The sequence below is a fragment of the Knoellia flava TL1 genome (assembly GCF_000768675.1).
GTDB lineage: Bacteria > Actinomycetota > Actinomycetes > Actinomycetales > Dermatophilaceae > Knoellia > Knoellia flava.
Map to the genome: position 1 here is coordinate 1 of NZ_AVPI01000001.1, position 18,140 is coordinate 18,140.

Annotated in this window: 15 protein-coding genes; 10 read left to right on the forward strand and 5 right to left on the reverse strand. The window is 72.5% G+C overall.

Features of this window, described 5'->3' with window-relative positions:
- A partial coding sequence (locus N798_RS00005) for a helicase-associated domain-containing protein (protein ID WP_035945223.1) occupies positions 1–1,637 on the forward strand: 1,637 nt, incomplete at its 5' end.
- A 184-nt stretch (positions 1,638–1,821) separates the two neighbouring features.
- Here N798_RS00005 and N798_RS00010 read toward each other — a convergent pair.
- Complete coding sequence (locus N798_RS00010) at positions 1,822–2,760, reverse strand: hydroxymethylglutaryl-CoA lyase (RefSeq protein WP_035945671.1); 939 nt, start codon at positions 2,758–2,760, stop codon at positions 1,822–1,824.
- Positions 2,761–2,845: 85 nt separating this feature from the next.
- Between N798_RS00010 and N798_RS17095 the strand changes: the two genes are divergently transcribed.
- From N798_RS17095 to N798_RS00050, 8 genes are all read left to right on the forward strand, one after another.
- On the forward strand, positions 2,846–3,649 hold the full coding sequence (locus tag N798_RS17095) for a DUF4190 domain-containing protein (RefSeq protein ID WP_052116750.1): 804 nt from the start codon (positions 2,846–2,848) through the stop codon (positions 3,647–3,649).
- Positions 3,650–3,655: 6 nt separating this feature from the next.
- Positions 3,656–5,293: a DNA repair helicase XPB gene (locus tag N798_RS00020; protein ID WP_035945225.1), complete on the forward strand. Its 1,638-nt coding sequence runs from the start codon at positions 3,656–3,658 to the stop codon at positions 5,291–5,293.
- Positions 5,294–5,529: 236 nt separating this feature from the next.
- On the forward strand, positions 5,530–6,162 hold the full coding sequence (locus N798_RS00025; protein WP_052116751.1) for an LURP-one-related/scramblase family protein: 633 nt from the start codon (positions 5,530–5,532) through the stop codon (positions 6,160–6,162).
- A gap of 160 nt (positions 6,163–6,322) precedes the next feature.
- Positions 6,323–7,036, forward strand: a complete 714-nt coding sequence (locus N798_RS00030) for a response regulator transcription factor (RefSeq protein ID WP_035945227.1) — start codon at positions 6,323–6,325, stop codon at positions 7,034–7,036.
- On the forward strand, positions 7,036–8,493 hold the full coding sequence (locus tag N798_RS00035; RefSeq protein WP_035945229.1) for a sensor histidine kinase: 1,458 nt from the start codon (positions 7,036–7,038) through the stop codon (positions 8,491–8,493). Before N798_RS00030 ends, N798_RS00035 begins: the two co-directional genes overlap by 1 nt.
- A gap of 47 nt (positions 8,494–8,540) precedes the next feature.
- Positions 8,541–9,998, forward strand: a complete 1,458-nt coding sequence (locus tag N798_RS00040) for a S1C family serine protease (RefSeq protein ID WP_035945232.1) — start codon at positions 8,541–8,543, stop codon at positions 9,996–9,998.
- Between the two features lie 81 nt (positions 9,999–10,079).
- Positions 10,080–11,951: a DUF2339 domain-containing protein gene (locus N798_RS00045; RefSeq protein ID WP_035945234.1), complete on the forward strand. Its 1,872-nt coding sequence runs from the start codon at positions 10,080–10,082 to the stop codon at positions 11,949–11,951.
- A 12-nt stretch (positions 11,952–11,963) separates the two neighbouring features.
- Positions 11,964–12,611 (forward strand): HD domain-containing protein, encoded by a 648-nt coding sequence (locus N798_RS00050; protein WP_035945235.1) that lies wholly within the window; start codon positions 11,964–11,966, stop codon positions 12,609–12,611.
- Positions 12,612–12,613: 2 nt separating this feature from the next.
- On the opposite strand, the gene N798_RS17640 is transcribed toward N798_RS00050, so the two are convergent.
- The gene (locus N798_RS17640; protein ID WP_188450422.1) at positions 12,614–13,219 is read right to left on the reverse strand and encodes a DedA family protein; all 606 of its coding nucleotides are present in this window, start codon (positions 13,217–13,219) and stop codon (positions 12,614–12,616) included.
- A 188-nt stretch (positions 13,220–13,407) separates the two neighbouring features.
- Positions 13,408–14,148, reverse strand: coding sequence for a DUF4031 domain-containing protein (locus tag N798_RS18275; protein WP_229708543.1), 741 nt, complete (start codon positions 14,146–14,148; stop codon positions 13,408–13,410).
- 126 nt (positions 14,149–14,274) lie between these two features.
- Here N798_RS18275 and N798_RS00065 point away from each other — a divergent pair, with 126 nt between their 5' ends.
- Complete coding sequence (locus N798_RS00065; RefSeq protein WP_035945236.1) at positions 14,275–14,565, forward strand: WXG100 family type VII secretion target; 291 nt, start codon at positions 14,275–14,277, stop codon at positions 14,563–14,565.
- A gap of 153 nt (positions 14,566–14,718) precedes the next feature.
- Here the strand turns inward: N798_RS00065 and N798_RS00070 are convergent, their stop codons facing one another.
- Together N798_RS00070 and N798_RS00075 are read right to left on the reverse strand one after the other, a co-directional pair.
- Positions 14,719–17,262, reverse strand: coding sequence for an ABC transporter permease (locus N798_RS00070; RefSeq protein WP_035945237.1), 2,544 nt, complete (start codon positions 17,260–17,262; stop codon positions 14,719–14,721).
- Positions 17,263–17,265: 3 nt separating this feature from the next.
- Positions 17,266–18,048 (reverse strand): ABC transporter ATP-binding protein, encoded by a 783-nt coding sequence (locus tag N798_RS00075; RefSeq protein ID WP_035945238.1) that lies wholly within the window; start codon positions 18,046–18,048, stop codon positions 17,266–17,268.
- Positions 18,049–18,140: the final 92 nt, after the last annotated feature.

Consider the following 18,140-nt stretch of genomic DNA (forward strand, 5'->3'; position numbering starts at 1 on the left):
AGGTCGCGATGGTCCTGCGCCAGGGGCGGACCCACCGCGCGCCCCAGCTCGAGCCCCCGGAGGTGACCGGCCCGGCGCGCCGGGTCGAGGCCGTCGACGCCGCGGCCGGGGCCGCCGCCTCGGAGGTGCTGGCACTGCTCGACGAGCTCCTCGACACCTGGTCGCAGGCTCCCCCGCGCGTCCTGCGCACCGGTGGCCTCGCCGTCCGTGACCTCAAGTCCGCGGCGACGCGCCTCGACACGGGAGCGGAGCACACGGCATACCTCGTGGAGCTGGCGCTCGTCGCGGACCTCGTCGCCGACGACGGCGAGGTGGACCCGCACTGGGTGCCGACGGCGGAGTACGACGTGTGGCAGACCGAGCCCGGTGGCGAGCGGTGGGCTCGGCTCGCGCAGTCGTGGCTCACGACGACCCGCGCGCCACACCGCGTCGGGTCGCGCACGGACGCGTCCTCGGTCGTCAACGCCCTCGGGGCCGACGCCCAGTGGCCGCCGATCCGGGCGCTGCGCCGCGAGGTGCTCGAGCTCCTCGCCGCCGCGCCCTCCGGCGTCGCTCCCACGGCGCACGACCTCGCTGCGGCCGTCCGCTGGCGCCGTCCGCGACGCGTCCCCCGGACGCTGGAGGCGGTCGTCGAGGCCGTCCTGCGCGAGGCCGCGTGGCTCGGGGTCACCGGACACGGCGCCCTCAGCGTCGCCGGTCGCGCCCTGCTCGCCGCGGACGGGGACATCGCGCCGGTCGCCGAGTCGATCCACCCCCACCTGCCCGCGCCCGTCGAGGCCGTGCTGCTCCAGGCGGACCTCACCGCCATCGCGCCCGGACCGGTCACCGGGTCGCTCGCCGCCTTCCTGCGGCTCGTCGCCGACGTCGAGTCCCGCGGTGGCGCGACGGTCCACCGCTTCAGCGAGGACTCGATCCGGCGCTGCCTCGACACCGGGTGGACCGGCGACGACATCCTCGCCGGCCTCCGCGACGCCAGCCGCACACCGGTGCCGCAGCCCCTCGACTACCTCGTCCGCGACGTCGCCCGACGCCACGGGACCGTGCGCGTGCGTGGAGTGAGCGCGGTCATCCGCAGCGAGGACGAGGCCGGGCTCGACGTCATGCTCGCCCACCGCGGCCTCTCCTCGCTCCAGCTGCGCCGCATCGCCCCGACCGTCCTCACCTCCCCGGTGCGACCCGACGTCGTCCTCGAGGTGCTGCGCGAGGAGGGTTTCACCCCCGTCGCCGAGTCTGCCGCGGGCATGGTCACCGTGCCGACCCGGCCCGTGCGCCGCGTCGTCCGCCGCACAGCCGTCGACCCCGCCCTCGTCCAGGCCATGGACGAGGCGCAGGTGGCCTCGCTCGTCGCCGGCCTTCGTGCCGCCGAGTCCGAGGCTCGCGCCCGGGCCGCCGCAGCCCCCGCCGGTCGCACCGGCCCACCGATCCCGGCCAACGACCCGACAACCTCCGTGGCCGTCCTCCGCGAAGCCATCGCCGACGGTCGCCCGGTCTGGCTCGGCTACTCCGACGGCGTCGGGCGCACCCAGCGCATGCTCTTCTATCCCGAGCGCCTCGACGGCGGCCGCGTCACCGGCGTCAGCGAGGGCGTGACCCGCACCCTCTCCGTCCACCGCATCACCGGCGTCGTCGCCGACTGACCGGCGGTCTGGGACCGGTACGCGGCGCACCCTGGTGGGTCGCACCGGACCACTACCGATTCGCCGCAGTCCATCCGCACTCGCGCGCAGAGCGCGCTTCGCGCTCCCGCCAGGCCCAGCCAGCGGCGAATCGGCAGTGGCCCGGCGCTCCCGGTGCCGCGCAGCGCCCCCGGGCGGTGCCGGGTCAGTCCGCGGCGGGGGTGAGGGCGCGGACCACGGCGGAGGGCGAGGGACGCCCGAGCTGCCGCGCCATCCACGCGCTGGTCGCGAGCAGTGCCTCGAGATCGACACCGGTGCGCACGCCCGCGCCCTCCATCGCCCAGACGAGGTCCTCGGTGGCGAGGTTGCCGGTGGCGCTCTCGGCGTAGGGGCAGCCACCGAGCCCGCCGGCGGAGGAGTCGACGACGGTGACGCCGTGGCGCAGGGCGACGAGGGTGTTGCTCAGCGCCTGGCCGTAGGTGTCGTGGAAGTGCACGCCGATGCGGTCGACTCCGATTCCCCTGTCCTGCAACGCATCGAGCAGGCGCGCAACGTGGCCGGAGGTGGCGACGCCGATGGTGTCGCCGAGCGACAGCTGGTCGCAGCCGAGGTCCATGAGGCGCTGGGCGACGTCGACGACCTGCGGCACGGGCACGGGCCCCTCCCACGGGTCGCCGAAGCACATCGACACGTAGCCGCGCACCCAGAGTCCGGCCTCGTGCGAGCGGGCGACGACGGGCCGGAACATCTCGATGGACTCGTCGACGGTGCGGTTGAGGTTCTTGCGCGCGAAGGTCTCGGTGGCGCTGCCGAAGATCGCGACGGCGCCGACACCGGCATCGAGAGCGCGGTCGAGCCCGCGCTCGTTGGGGACGAGCACAGGGCGGCGAGGGCCGCGACCCTCGTCGCCGAGCATGTCGAGCACCTCCGTGGCGTCGGCGAGCTGGGGCACCCACTGCGGGTTGACGAAGGACGTCGTCTCGATGGTGCCGAGGCCGGCGGACGCGAGGCGGCGGACGAACTCGGCCTTGACCTCGGCCGGCACGACCGCCTTCTCGTTCTGCAGCCCGTCGCGAGCGCCGACCTCGTAGATCGTGATCTCCGCGGGGAGGGTCGGGTCCGGCTCGACCTGCGGGGTGCGCATGCTCATGCCTCATCCTGACACGCAGCGTGGGCGAGTCCTGCGGACCGTGGGAGCGGTGGCGGCCACGGCAGGTACGTTGTCGCCCATGAGCGAGAACGACAAGGACCCGCAGCAGGGGGAGTACTCGGATCCGACGGCCAGTCCCGACTGGACGGTGCCCTCGTCCTCGCCGGACACCGGGTCCCAGGACACCCCTTCGTCCGCACCCACCGAGCAGATCCCGCAGGGCTCCGACGCCGACAGGGGCACGTCGTCGAGCGAGCCCTTCGTGCCGCCGGTGCCGCCCGCACCTGCGACGCCGGGCCACGACGCGCCCTACACGCAGCCGGCCGGCGAGACCGACCCGTATGCCGGTGGCCAGCCCGCGAACCCCTATGCCGCCACGCCTCCCCCGCCGCCGCAGTCCCCCTACGGCTCCCCGCCGCCGTCGCCCTACGGCGCACCGCCACCGCCCCCCGCCTACGGGGCACCCCAGGCGCAGGACCCCTACGCCGGTCAGCAGCCGGCATACGACCCGTATGCCGCGAGCGGCGCCCAGGCGCAGCCGGGCGGCTACCCGCCCTACCAGCCGCCCGGGCAGTGGCAGGCCCCGCCGGTCGCCTACGGCGCTCCCCCGGCGCAGAACACGAGCGCCATCGTCCTGACGATTCTCTCGGGCATCGTCACGGTGAGCTGCTGCATCCCCGGCATCGTGCCGCTCATCCTCGGCATCATGGCCCTGACGAAGAACTCGACCGACCCCGAGGGCTCCCGCCGCCTCACGAAGTGGGGCTGGATCGCGTTCGCCATCGGCATCGCGCTCGCGGTCATCGGCGTCATCGTCTTCTTCGCGATCGGCGCCTCGGGTGGGTTCGACGGCGGGACCTACGACTCCGACTACTCCTACTGAGGCCCCTTGACTGACGGCGCACTCATCGTCCAGAGCGACAAGACGCTCCTCCTCGAGGTCGACCATCCTCGGTCGGCGGAGGCGCGGCGGGCGATCGCACCGTTCGCCGAGCTCGAGCGAGCGCCCGAGCACATCCACACCTACCGGATCACCCCGCTGGGTCTGTGGAACGCCCGGGCGGCCGGCCACGATGCCGAGCAGGTCGTCGACGCGCTGGTGACGCACAGCCGATACCCCGTGCCGCACGCGCTGCTCGTCGACGTCGCCGACACGATGGCACGCTACGGCCGGCTCACCCTCCTCAAGGACGACGACGGGCGGCTCGTCCTGCGCACCACCGACCGCGCCGTGCTCACGGAAGTGCTGCGGCACAGGCGGATCAAGCCGCTCATCGGCGAGCGCATCGACGACGACATCGTCGTCGTCCACCCGAGCGAGCGCGGTCACCTCAAGCAGGAGCTGCTCAAGGTCGGCTGGCCCGCGGAGGACGAGGCCGGCTACGTCGACGGCGAGGCGCACCCGATCGACCTCGACCGCACCGGCGGCTGGTCCATGCGGCCCTACCAGGAGCAGGCCGTGGACGGCTTCTGGGACGGCGGCTCCGGTGTCGTCGTGCTGCCGTGCGGCGCGGGCAAGACCCTCGTCGGCGCGGGTGCGATGGCCAAGGCCTCGGCGACGACGCTCATCCTCGTCACCAACACCGTGTCGGCGCGGCAGTGGAAGGACGAGCTCCTCCGCCGCACGAGCCTCACCGAGGACGAGATCGGCGAGTACTCGGGTGCGCGCAAGGAGATCCGCCCGGTCACGATCGCGACCTACCAGGTGCTCACGACGCGCCGGAAGGGCGCCTACACCCACCTCGACCTGCTCGACGCCCGCGACTGGGGCCTCATCGTCTACGACGAGGTCCACCTGCTGCCCGCACCGATCTTCCGGATGACCGCCGACCTCCAGGCCCGCCGGCGGCTCGGGCTCACCGCGACCCTCGTGCGCGAGGACGGCCTCGAGTCCGACGTCTTCTCGCTCATCGGCCCGAAGCGCTTCGACGCGCCGTGGAAGGACATCGAGGCGCAGGGCTACATCGCTCCCGCGGACTGCGTCGAGGTGCGGGTCACGCTCCCCGACGGACAACGGATGGCGTATGCCGTCGCGGAGCCGGACGACCGCTACCGCCTCGCCTCCTGCTCGGACGCCAAGCTGCCCGTCGTCGAGAGGCTCGTCGAACGTCACCGCGGCGAGCCGACCCTCGTCATCGGCCAGTACCTCGACCAGCTCGATGAGCTCGCGCACCGCCTCGGGGCCGACGTCATCACGGGCGAGACGTCGGTGGCCGAGCGCCAGCGGCTCTACGGCGCCTTCCGCGACGGCGACATCAGCCTGCTCGTCGTCTCCAAGGTCGCGAACTTCTCGATCGACCTGCCGGAGGCGAGCGTCGCCATCCAGGTGTCCGGGACGTTCGGCTCGCGCCAGGAGGAGGCTCAGCGGCTCGGTCGGGTGCTCCGGCCCAAGGGCGACGGCCGCACGGCGCACTTCTACACCGTCGTCGCCCGCGACACCGTCGACGCCGACTTCGCTGCGCACCGCCAGCGCTTCCTCGCCGAGCAGGGCTACGCCTACCGCATCATCGACGCCACCGACCTCTGACCAGAACGGCCCTACGCGCAGCCCGAGATCCGAACGGAACGGTCAGCCCACCGCGCGGGAGCGCACGACGTCCGGTGCGGCGCTGGCTGGGTCTGGCGGGAGACCGGAGCGCGCCCAGCGCGCGGAGGTCGGATGGATGGCGGCGCACCGGACGTCGTGCGCGACCAACACGCCGCCGAGAAGGTGAGCGGACGGCATACGAGGTGGAGCGCGCAGCGTGTGTGAGAGTGGCGCGCATGACGCAGCCGCCGCAGGGCACCCCGATCGAGCCCACCGCCTCCCCGACCCGTTTCCGGGTCCGCCAGAAGCTCACGATGATGGTCAACCGCTACGAGATCCACGGCGTGGGTCCCGACGGCAACGAGGTCGGCCTCTGGGCGTTCGCCGAGCAGAAGCGGCTCGCCTTCAAGGAGCAGGTGACGTTCTTCGCCGACGCGGGCAAGAGCCAGCCGGTCTTCGGGTTCAAGGCGCGCTCGCGGATGGACCTCGGCGCGACCTACGACGTCACCGACGCGTCGGGCGCGCCGATCGGCCAGTTCCGCAAGGACTTCGGCAAGTCGCTGCTCCGCTCGACGTGGCACCTCACCGACGGAGCCGGCCGCACCTCGCTGGGCCAGGAGCGCAACCACGGCATCGCCATCCTGCGCCGCGTCTGGGACCTCGTCCCGGTGATCGGTGACATCCCGGTCCCCTTCCTCTTCCACTTCGACTTCACGCTGCCCGACGGACAGGTCGTCCTCAGCAGCACGAAGAAGGCGGCGCTGCGCGACGTCTACGAGGTCGAGCTGCCGCCCGTCGACGGCCATGCGCTCGACTGGCGCGTCGGTGCGGCCATGGCCGTCGCCCTCGACGCCCTCCAGTCCCGCTGACCGAGGACCCCTCGACGGTTCGCGAACCGTCGGGTCGCTCGCGAACCCGTTCGGACGGGCTCACGAGCGACGATGCGGTTCGCGAACCGGATCGTGCAGCGCGGGCCAACACACGGCATACGTCCAGACAACTCCCAGACTCGGCCGCCAGACTGGGCCCGTGAGCGCGAACCCAGCAACCCCCGAGGCCACGCTCCTCGTCGTCGAGGACGAGCCCAACATCCGTGAGCTCCTCGCGACCTCCCTGAGGTTCGCGGGGTTCGAGGTCGTCACCGCGGCCACCGGCGCCGACGCCGTGCGGCTCGCCGACGACCGGCACCCCGACCTCTGCGTCCTCGACGTCATGCTGCCCGACATGGACGGCTTCGACGTGACGCGCAGGCTGCGCGAGTCCGGCCGGCACGTGCCGATCGTCTTCGTCACCGCGCGCGACTCGGTCGACGACAAGATCAAGGGCCTCACCGTCGGCGGCGACGACTACGTCACCAAGCCGTTCAGCCTCGAGGAGGTCGTCGCCCGCATCCGTGCGGTCCTGCGACGCACTCGCGGCGAGCTCGACGACGGCGCCTCGCTGCGCTTCGAGGACCTCGAGCTCGACGAGGACAGCCACGAGGTCCGCCGCGCCGGCAGGGTCATCGAGACGAGCCCGACCGAGTTCAAGCTGCTCCGCTACCTCATGCTCAACCCCAACCGCGTGCTGTCGAAGGCCCAGATCCTCGACCACGTGTGGGAGTACGACTTCCGCGGCGAGAGCGGCATCGTCGAGTCCTACATCTCCTACCTGCGCCGCAAGATCGACACCGAGGGCCTGCCGCCGCTCATCCACACCAAGCGCGGTGTCGGCTACGTCCTGCGCCTGCCGCCGCAGACCTGATGGCCTCGGCTCCGGCATCCCAGGCCGTCGTCCGGCGGCTCGAGGCAATGCCGCTGAGGGTGCGCCTCGTCGCGATCGTCCTCGTCGTCCTCGCTGCCGCGCTGCTCTTCTCGAACCTCGCCACCGCCTACCTCATCCAGCGCGACCTCCTTGGTCGCGTCGACACCGAGCTCCGCGGCGTCGCCAAACCCGTTGCGACACAGGCGCTCGAGGACCTTCGCCGAGGCAACAACGCCAAGCCGACGAACTACGCGTTCGTCCTCTTCCCCGTCGACGGCGACACGATGAGCGTCAACCCCACGACAGAGCAGCGCCACCCCGACGTCCCCCGGCTCGAGCTCGACGACCCGTTGGTGACGAAGGGCCGACCCTTCACCGTGGGGTCCGTCGACGGCGACCTGGAGTGGCGGTTCATCGCCGGCACCGTCAACAGGAGGGAGGGCACCTTCGCGGTCGGCGTCCCGCTCCGGTCGGTGAAGCAGACCGTGACGCGGCTCCTCGTCACCACCGGTGTCCTCAGCGCTGTCGTCCTCGCCGGCTCGGCCCTGCTCGGTTGGTATGCCGTGCGCCGCGCCTTCCGCCCGCTCACCCAGATCGAGGACACCGCCGCCGCGATCGCCGGCGGGGACCTCACCCGGCGGATCCCCGTGCGGGCGGCCGACGACGAGGTGACCTCGCTGTCCCGCAGCCTCAATGCGATGCTCGCGCAGATCGAGTCGTCCTTCGCCGTGCGCGAGGCGTCCGAGGACCGCATGCGCCAGTTCGTCGCCGACGCGAGCCACGAGCTGCGCACGCCGCTGGCCACGGTGCGCGGCTACGCCGAGCTGCACCGCCAGGGAGCGATCTCGAAGCCGGAGGACACCCGTGCCGCCATGGAGCGCATCGAGTCCGAGTCCGGTCGGATGAGCGGTCTCGTCGAGGATCTCCTCACCCTCGCCCGGCTCGACGAGGAGCCGACCGCGTCGATGGGCGAGGTCGACCTCACGGTCCTCGCGGCCGACGCGACGGCGGATGCCCGTGCCCGTGAACCCGCACGCCGCATCTCGCTCGCCGGCCTCGGCGGCCCCCTCGACGCGACCGTCGTCTGGGGGTCCGAGTCACGGCTCCGGCAGGTCGTCACCAACCTCGTCGCCAACGCGCTCCGCCACACGCCGCCCGGCACACCGGTCGAGCTCGCGGTGGGCGTGGACGGACCCGACGGGGTCCTCGAGGTGCGCGACCATGGTGACGGAATCCCTTCTGGCACAGCGCATCGCGTCTTCGAGCGGTTCTACCGTGCCGACCCCTCACGTGGCCGCACGACCGGTGGCGGCAACGGCCTCGGGCTCGCCATCGTGGCCGCCATCGTCAGTGCCCACCGGGGGCGGGTGGGGGTTCAGGAGACGCCGGGTGGAGGCGCGACGTTCGTCGTCCGGATTCCCACAGCGCCCTCACAGGGACGGCCCAGCGGCTCTTGAGGTCGACGCACTTGAGTGGGACGTGCCACACCGACGAAGGAGAGACGATGAGCGACCAGCAGCCCGGACCGACCGGACACCCGACCGGACCGACCCCCGAGGCTTCCCAGGGTCGAGAGGCCTCCGCCCCGACCCAGACGCTCCCGCAGCAGGCGACCCGCGAGCACGCGCCGGTCACCCCGCACGACCAGCGCCCGCAGGACCACGGCACGCCCTCGCACGACGCCTCCTCGTCGCAGCACTCTCAGCCCGCGCCGACCACGTGGTACGGCGCCCACGAGCCCGCCGGCCCGGTGTTCCCCCCACCGCCGGCCCCGGGAGCAGCGCCGCAGAGCCAACCCCCCACGCCGCAGCGACGGCGGCGGATGGGTGAGCTCGTCGCGGTGGCTGCGCTGACCGCCGCACTCGCGTCGGGCGGCACCTACGCCGCGACCCAGCTGGGGTCGCAGGATGCGCAGTCCCCCTCCACTGCGTCCTCCTCCTCCAGCCTGGGTCGCGGCACCCAGACCGCGCCGGTCTCGCAGAGCAACCCGCAGTCGCCGAACTGGACGGCCACCGCCTCGGCCGTGTCGCCGAGCGTCGTCGCGATCAAGACCGACAGCGGCGAGGGGTCCGGCGTCATCATCGACGACAACGCGCACGTCCTCACCAACAACCACGTCGTGGCCGGTGCCGAGGAGCTCACCGTGACGCTCGCCGACGGGCGCACGTTCAAGGGCAGGATCCAGGGGACCGACCCCTCGACCGACCTCGCGGTCGTGACGATCGAGGGCGCCCCCGACGACCTGCAGCCCATCGCGATCGGCGACTCCGACGCCCTCAAGGTCGGCGACCCCGTCATGGCCGTCGGCAACCCGCTCGGGCTCGCCGGCACGGTGACGACGGGCATCGTGAGCGCACTCAACCGCCCCGTGACCACCGAGGCCGCCGAGCAGCAGCCGCAGCAGCAGAACCCGTTCGGCCAGCAGCAACAGCAGCAGTCGAGCAGCGAACCGGTGGTCACCAACGCCATCCAGACCTCCGCCGCGATCAACCCGGGCAACAGCGGTGGCGCGCTCGTCAACGCCAACGGCCAGCTCGTCGGCATCAACTCGTCGATCGCCTCGCTCGGCTCGTCCGGCTCCTCGCAGGGCGGCAACATCGGCATCGGCTTCGCCATCCCGGTCAAGGAGGCAGCCAACATCGCCGAGCAGCTCATCGCCGACGGCACCGCCGAGCACGCCTACCTCGGCATCGGTCCGGCCGACGGCACCGCCTCCGACGGCAGTGCCACCCGCGCCGGCGCCCAGGTCCGCACCGTCCAGCCCGGCACCCCGGCGCAGAAGGCCGGGCTCGAGACGGGCGACGTCATCACCGAGGTCAACGGCGAGCGCGTCGACTCCGCCGAGTCGCTCGTCGCCCACATCCGCGAGTACTCCGTCGGCGACACGGTCAAGCTCACGGTTCTCCGCGACGGCAAGAGCCAGGAGATCTCGGCGACCCTCGTCGCCGCACCGACCAGCTGACGCACGCACCACCCACCCGGGTGCCCACGGTGAGTACCCCGACTCATGGAGTCGGGGTACTCGTCGTTCCAGACTCGACCCATGAACGATCAGCTGCAGGACGTGCGGCGCCTCGAGAACGAGTTCGCCGACGCGATGAACCGCATGTATGCCGTCGGCAACGGGCTCGCCCGCCTGCGCGCCTCCCTCGAGGTCCAGACGTCCGCCGCTCCCGAGACGTGGGTGTCGCCGCACGCCCAGCCCGTCCCGGCTCCCGGCCCCACCACGACGGCGCCGGCGCCGGCGCCAGAGACGGCAGCACCTCGTCCGGCGCCTGCCGCACCCACCGCTGCGCAGGCCGTCCCGGCCACGGTCTTTGCCCCGCAACCGTCCTGGTGGCAGCGCGAGGGTGCCGTGACGCGCGTCCTCGCCCTCGCCGGTGCCGTCGTCACCCTCATCGGTGTCGCCCTCCTCCTCGCCCTGGCGATGCAGCAGGGCTGGTTCGTCCCCGAGCTGCGCGTCGCCCTCGGGGTGGCGCTCGCCCTCGGGCTCGTCGGGGCCGCTCACGTCGTACGGGCCCGCGAGATCGCACGAGGACGCTCCAGCGCCGCTCCCGTCGCCATCGCCGCGACCGGGTATGCCGCCGGCTACCTCGACGTCGTCGCCGTCACCGCGGTCTACGGCTGGGTCCCCCGCACCGCCGGTCTCGCCATCGCCGCCGTCGTCGCCGTCTCCGGGCTCCTGCTCGCGCGCCGCTGGGACCGCCAGCTGCTCGCCGTCATCACTGTCCTCGGCGCCACCCTGCTCGCTCCTGTCGTCACCGACGGTGTGGGCGACGAGGTGTCGCTCTTCGTCGTCGTCCTGTCCGGCGCTGCCCTCCTCGCCCGCGGTGACCGTGGGTGGCCGGCGCTCGCCCTGGCCCGGACCGTCCCCGCGACCGGCCTCGTGCTCCTCGGCATGGTGGCGGAGGACACCGACTTCACCTCGCCCGGCCGCCTGCCGATCCTCGCCGCCGGCGCACTCGCCCTCTTCGCCGTCGTGGGTGCCGTCTCGGAGGCCCGCCATGACCGCACCGACCTCATCGGCTGCGCCACCGTCGCCGTGTCGGCCGTCACGCTGCTCGGGACCTTCGGTGTCCACGGCGAGACCTTGCGGACCACCGGGTTCGCGCTCGTCGCCCTGGCCTTCGCGGTCCTCCTCGCCGTGACGTCGCGGCGCCCCGTCGGCCCGGTCCCCACGGCGCTCGCGACCACCTTCGGCGCAGTCAGCGGTGTCGCCGCACTGCTCGCGGTGACGAGCGGCGCCCCCGACCGCTTCGTCGTCTCCGGCATCGTCGCGACCGCCCTCGGGTATGCCGCGGCGGCCGTCACGACCCGCTCCCGCGTCACGCTGTGGGTCGCCGCCGGAACCACCGCGGTCGCCTCGGTCGCCTACCTCGTCCACCCGGCGGCATACGTCGACGTCTGGAGCGCGGGCAACCACGACGCGGCCGTCGCACTGCTCGACAGCGTGCTGGCCGGAGGAGTCGCCGCGCTCGGCGCGTGGGGTGTCGACGTGGTCCGCGGCGTCCCCGCACGGGTCCGGCGGCTCACCCGGGTCGCCGCGCTCATCGCGGGGCTCGCCATCTCGGCCGTCGCCGTCGTCTCCGTCGGGCTGCTGCTCGGCGACGCGGTCGGCGCCACGACCGCGGGCTACCTCGCCGGGCACGCCCTCGCGACGGTGCTCTGGATGGTCACGTCGGCCTGGCTGCTGCTCCACGGGCTGCGGGCCGAGTCGCGGCGGGCGCTGTCGGTCCGCCTCGGGCTCGGGCTGGCGGCGGTGAGCGTCGCGAAGCTCTTCCTCTTCGACCTCGCGACCCTCGACGGGCTGTGGCGGGTCGTGGCGTTCATCGTCACGGGACTGCTCCTGCTGGCGAGCGGGACGGCATACGCGAAGGCACTGGAGCGCACGCGCGTCCCGGAGGCGACCGCCTGAGAGGCTTCCTGCATGCTGCGGGACGAGATGTGGGAGGAGGCCGCGCGAGTCGTCAGGGGTGACGTGCGCGGCCTCCTCTTCCTGCGTGACGACCTCGTGCGCAGGTGGGCCGAGCCACACCGGGGCTACCACGACCTGCGCCACCTCGACGAGGTCATGGCTGCGCTCGTCGTGCTGCGACCGGCGGCCATCGACACCGACACCGAGTGGGCGTCGGTGGTCCTCGCGGCGTGGTTCCACGACGCGGTCTACGACGTGGAGAGCCCGGGCGACAACGAACGGCTCAGCGCCGACCTCGCCCGAACCACCCTGTCGCGCAGCGGGATCCAGAGCGAGATCCTCGACGCGACCTGCGCGCTCGTCGAGGCGTCGGCCGCCCACGACGTCACGGAACGGCGTGGTCCGCAGGCGGCCTTCCACGACGCGGACCTCTGGATCCTCAGCGCCCCGCAGGACCGGTTCGACGGCTACTGCGCCGACGTGCGGCGGGAGTATTCCGCTGTGCCCGACGCCGACTACGTGACCGGCCGGACGGCGATCCTGCGACCGTTCGTCGAGCGGGCGTCGGTCTACCGGACCGACCACGCGCGGCTGCACTGGGAGGCGGCAGCGCGGCGGAACCTGCGCAGGGAGCTCGACCGGCTCGCCGACGTCGGCTGACCTCAGGAACGCAGGACGCGCGCCGGGCGCTGGAGCACTCGGTCGACGACGAGCCCGAGGGCGCCGGCGAGGGCGATCCCACCGATGGCCCCGAGCAGCGGGTTCTGCTCGACCCAGTGCCCGGCCAGGGCGCCGATACCGACGGACCAGGCCGCCCAGCTGACCGCAGCCATCGCCGACAGGAGGACGAATCGCCTCGGGGAGAACGTGCCCGCGCCGGCCGTGACGTTGACACCGACCCGGCCGACGGGGATGTAGCGCGCAACGACGATGGCGAGACCGCCGCGACGGTCGAGCTCGGCCTCGGCGCGAAGGAAGGTGTTGCGCACCCTCGGTCGTGGACTCGTGCGCAGGCGAGTCAGGCCGGAGCGACGGGCCACTGCGAACGTGAGGTTGTCACCGACGAAGGCACCCGCTGCTGCCACCGCACCGAGGGCGAGCAGGTGCGGCGACCCCGAGGCCGCGCCGAACGCCGCGAGGGTGATGACGACCGACTCGCTCGGCACCGGCGGCAGAAGCGCGTCGAAGGTCGCCAGGAGGAAGAGCGCCGGGAGGACCCACAGTGCCGCGGCGTTCTGCTCGATGAGGGTGTTGACGGCCTCCAACACGCGAATCTCCCCTTGGCACAGGCGTTCCGGGCCCGACGACGGTCGGCGAGCGCTCCTGCACCTCCATCGTGGACGGCAGCTGCGCGGCCGACCATGGGGTGCGCCACCCGCTGCACCCTGAGAGCGGCGAGGCGGGCTCAGGGGCGGAGCTGACGAGGGCCGCGGAGCGTCCCGCGGTGGCCGTGGGGTCAGTGGCCGTGGCCGACGAGACCGTCGGCGCCGGGGGCGACGAGCGGCCACCAGTGCCGCTCCCCCAGCTCGACCTCCTGCTGCGCGGTGGGCAGCCACCGGCCGCCGGTGAGACCACCGGCGGGGAGTGCGAAGAGCGCGAAGCAGGCGGTCGGGACGGGCCACGGGTAGCCGGCGTCGGGCTCGCGGACGACGTTGCGCACGTAGCCGATGAGCGGCGCCCGGTCCGACCCCAGCCCGAGCTCGTCACCCAGTGCGCGCAGGGCGTCGGACGGGCTCTCGCCGACGGCGACGTGGCGCATGGGCAGGTCGAGCCCGCGCCCGTCCGCCCGCGCGACGACGTGGATCCCCCGTGCGTCGCGCAGCACCGCGCGCACGACGACCGTGCGCGGCGGCGCGTCGTCCTGGCGCGAGGCGATGACGTCGGCGCGGCCACCCGGCGGCAGCCAAGGGGCGTCGGGAGTGCTGAGGACGACGCGCTCGTGCTTGCGCTTGGGGATGCGAAGTCCGCTGTGCTGCAGGCGCCTCAACAGCTCACGACCGTCGATCGGCACCGCCCCTGCCGTGACGACGTCGTCGTAGCGCTCCTGCGGCACGTCGTAGTGGTCGCCCTCGAACCCACGACGCGGGATGCCGGCGCGCTGCGCGAACTCGTGCAGCTCCTCGAACGACGTGTCGCTCACGAGGTGCGACCACAGCCGTCCGTGGGCCGGCCAGGCAGGCGGGTCGATGAGCAGCACCCCGCGATCGTATGCCGGGCCGCTCACGTGGGGCTGTGGACAACTCCGCGGCGGTCGCGGCCGATGTCCTTACCGTCGTCGGGAGAGGTCGCGCCACCGGGTGCGGCAGGAACAGAGGGGACCACCATGGCAACGCAGTTCCAGGTCGACACCGACCGCATTTCCGCGGCCTCGGGCGACATCAGCCGCATCTCGGGCGAGATCGAGGCCCAGGTCGGGCAGATGCTCGCCCGGCTCACGGCGCTCCAGGACGCGTGGAAGGGCGGCGCGGCGACGCAGTTCCACGGTGTCGTCACGCAGTGGCAGGGCACCCAGCGCCAGGTGCAGGCCTCGCTCGACTCGATCGGTCGGGTGCTCGCTGCCGCCGGTGCGCAGTACGCCGAGACCGAGGCGCAGAACATGCGGATGTTCACCTGACACTGCTGAGAGCCCCCGAGACACCGGTGGCGGGAGCGACACCCCTGAGGCCGCTCCCGCCATCGGCCGTCTCGTCCGCCGCACACCTCGACTTCTTGCCCGGTTGCGACATCTCGCTGGCGCTCGATGTCGCAACCGGGCAAGAAGTCGGGGTCACTCGGTCGTGACCGCCCGGAGGATGTCGAGCCGCGAGGCCCGCCACCCCGGCCACCACGCGGCGAGGATGCCGACGAGCCCGGCGAGGCCGACGAAGAAGGCGAGCTGAGGCCACGGCACGGCGAGGACGTCGATGCCGTCGTCGGCGAGCGAACGCTGCAACGCCATGCCGAACGCCACTCCGAGGCCGACACCGAGGGTCGCGCCGAGCAGGGCGATGACGATCGACTCGAGCCTCAACATGCGCTTGAGCTGGCGGCGGCTCAGCCCCACGGCACGCAGCAGCCCGATCTCACGGGTTCGCTCGATGACCGACAGCGCCAGGGTGTTGATGATGCCGAGGATCGCGATGATGACCGCCAGACCGAGCAGCGCATAGATGAGGTAGAGCATCTGGTTGATCTGGCTCCGCTGCTCCTCGGCGAACTCGCCCTGGTCCTTCACCGTGACGACGGGCAGGTCCGCGAGCGCCGTGTCGAGGTCCCGGCCCACCTGCGCCGCCGACGTGCCGGCCTCACGGGTGATGAAGACGTAGGCGTCGGTGCGCGGGCTCCCGAGCGACTCGAGCCCGGGCAGGCTGAGCAGGTAGTCCGAGGACAGCAGTGTCGACTCCTTGTGGATCGCCGACACGGTGAACGGCTTCGTGACACCGCCACGGGTGAGCTCGAGGGTGCGGCCGACCGTGATGCCCCGGGCCGTGGCCACCTCCTCCGACACCGACACCGACGTCGGCGTGAGCGCGTCGAGCCGCCCGGATGCCATGGGCGCGTCGCCGATGACGTCGACGTGCTGCGGGTCGATGCCTGTGGCCGAGCCACGCTCGCCGTCGACATCGACCGCGTCCCAGCGGAAGGCGGCGACCTCGGCAACGCCCCTGACCGACTCCAGCTCCCTGGTGACCTGGGCCGAGAACGGGATGCCCACCGCGCTCGACACGACGTAGTCGGCGACGAACTCCTTCTCGATGGCGGCGTCGATGCTCGCCTTCGCGCTCGCCCCGAAGACGGCCATCATCGACACGAGGGTCACGCCGATCATGAGCGCCGAGGCGGTGGCCCCGGTGCGGCGGGGGTTGCGCTGGGCGTTCTGCTGGGCCATGAGGCCGACGGCGCCGAAGGTCCGGCGATAGATCCAGCCGATGCCGGCGATGACCGGTCGCCCCACGAGCGGGCTGATGAGGGCCATGCCGAGGACGACGCCGAGGATGCCGCCGCCGACCCAGTAGGTCGGCTTCGGCACGTCCGCGAAGAGCCCTGTGCCGAGCAGCACCGCACCGACGACGGTGAGGGTGGTGCCGACGATGACCCGCCCCCGCATCCCGCTCTCGGCGAGGACGGCGTCGTCACGCATCGCCGCGACGGGCGGGACCTTGCCGGCCTTGCGCGCCGGCAGGTAGGCCGCGACGAGCGTGACGACGAGCCCGACGACGAGCGAGACGAGGACGGTGCGCGGCGAGATGATGAGCGACTGCCCGCTGAGGTCGAGCCCGAAGGTCCCGAAGAGCGTCCGGATGCCCATGGCGATGACGACGCCGAGCCCGAGGCCGACGAGCGAGCCGATGGCCCCGACGACGGTCGCCTCGAAGAGGACGGAGCGCGCCACCTGTCGTCGCGTCGAGCCGAGGGCACGGAAGAGGGCGAGCTCACGCGACCGCTGCGCGACGAGGATGCTGAAGGTGTTGATGATGAGGAACGACCCGACGACGAGTGCGACGCCGGCGAAGATGAGCAGGAAGGTCGTGATGAAGCCGAGCGCCTCCTGGATGTCGGACGCCGCGGCCTTGGCGGCCGAGTCGCCGGTGACGGCCTCGACCCCGGCGGGCAGCTTCGCGGCGACCGCGTCGCGCAGCTCCTCCTGCGAGGTGCCGGGCGCTGCGGTCACCCAGATGTCGTTGTAGGTGTCCTTGCCCTCCATGAAGAGGTCGCGCGCCTGGGCGGTGTCGAAGATCGACAGGCTCGCGCCGGCGGTCCCGCCCTCCATCACCGCGATGCCGACGAGCTTGGCCGAGATGCGCGGCTGGCTGCCCGAGCTGACGATGTTGACCTTCTCGCCGATGAGGTAGCCCGCCTTGTCGGCCGTCCGCTCGTCGAGCACGACCTCGCCGGTCGCCTTCGGCCAGCGTCCGGCGTCGAGAGACAGCGGCTGGAGGCCCTTGGCGGCGGGACCGTCGGTGTAGTTGGCGCCGATGCCGGGCGGGCCGAACCCACCGATGAGCTTGCCGTCCTTGCCGACGACGAACGTGCCGAAGTTCGTGATGTTGCCGTCGGCGCGGGCGGCGCCGGGCGTGGAGGCGAGGTCCTTGACGAGCGAGCCCGGCAGCGTCTCGGACGACGGCTGCGACTCGATGTCGACGTCACCCGCGACGGGCCGCACGACGACGTCGCCGACCGTGCTGTTCATGATCGAGTCGAAGCTGCGGCCGAGGGTGTCGGTGAAGACGAAGGAGCCGGCGACGAACGCGACTCCCAGGATGATCGCGAAGGCGCTCATGAACAGCCGCAGCTTGCGGGCCATGAGGCTCTTCCAGCTGGCGCGGAGCATCGGTCAGCCCTGCACCTTCGCGTCGAGGCTCTTCATCGTCTCGAGGATCCGCTCGGGGGTGGGCTCGCGCAGCTCGGTGACGATGCGACCGTCGGCGAGGAAGACGACGCGGTCGGTCCAGCTCGCGGCGCCGGGGTCGTGGGTCACCATGACGATGGTCTGGCCGAAGTCGTCGACCGAGCGGCGCAGGAAGCCGAGCACCTCGGCGCCCGAGGTCGAGTCGAGGTTGCCGGTCGGCTCGTCGGCGAAGATGATCTCGGGCCGGCTCACGAGGGCGCGGGCGCAGGCGACGCGCTGCTGCTGGCCGCCGGAGAGCTCGCCCGGCCGGTGACCCAGGCGGTCCCGGAGCCCGACCGTCGAGATGACGAGGTCGTACCACTCGCGGTCCGGCTTGCGACCGGCGATCGAGAGCGGCAGGAGGATGTTCTCCTCGGCGTTGAGCGTCGGGATGAGGTTGAAGGACTGGAAGACGAACCCGATGTGGTCGCGGCGGACACGGGTGAGGTCCTTCTCCTTGAGCGAGGTGAGCTCGATGTCGCCGAGGCGCACCGAGCCGCGCGTCACCGAGTCGAGCCCCGCCGCGCAGTGCATGAGGGTGGACTTGCCCGAGCCGGACGGGCCCATGATCGCGGTGAACTCACCGGCGACGATGTCGAGACTGACGCCCTTGAGGGCGGTGACGGCGGTGTCGCCGGAGCCGTAGGTCTTGACGAGGTCGGCGACGCGGGCGGCCACCTCGGGGGGCGCCATGGTGCCACGGCGGTCGGGGGCGAGGTCAGTGGTCATGCCGACAACGGTAGGAGGGCGGACGGCATACGGGCAGGGGGTTTCTCCCCGAGGGAACCCTGAGGAAACCCTGAACGCCCCACCCACGCCGA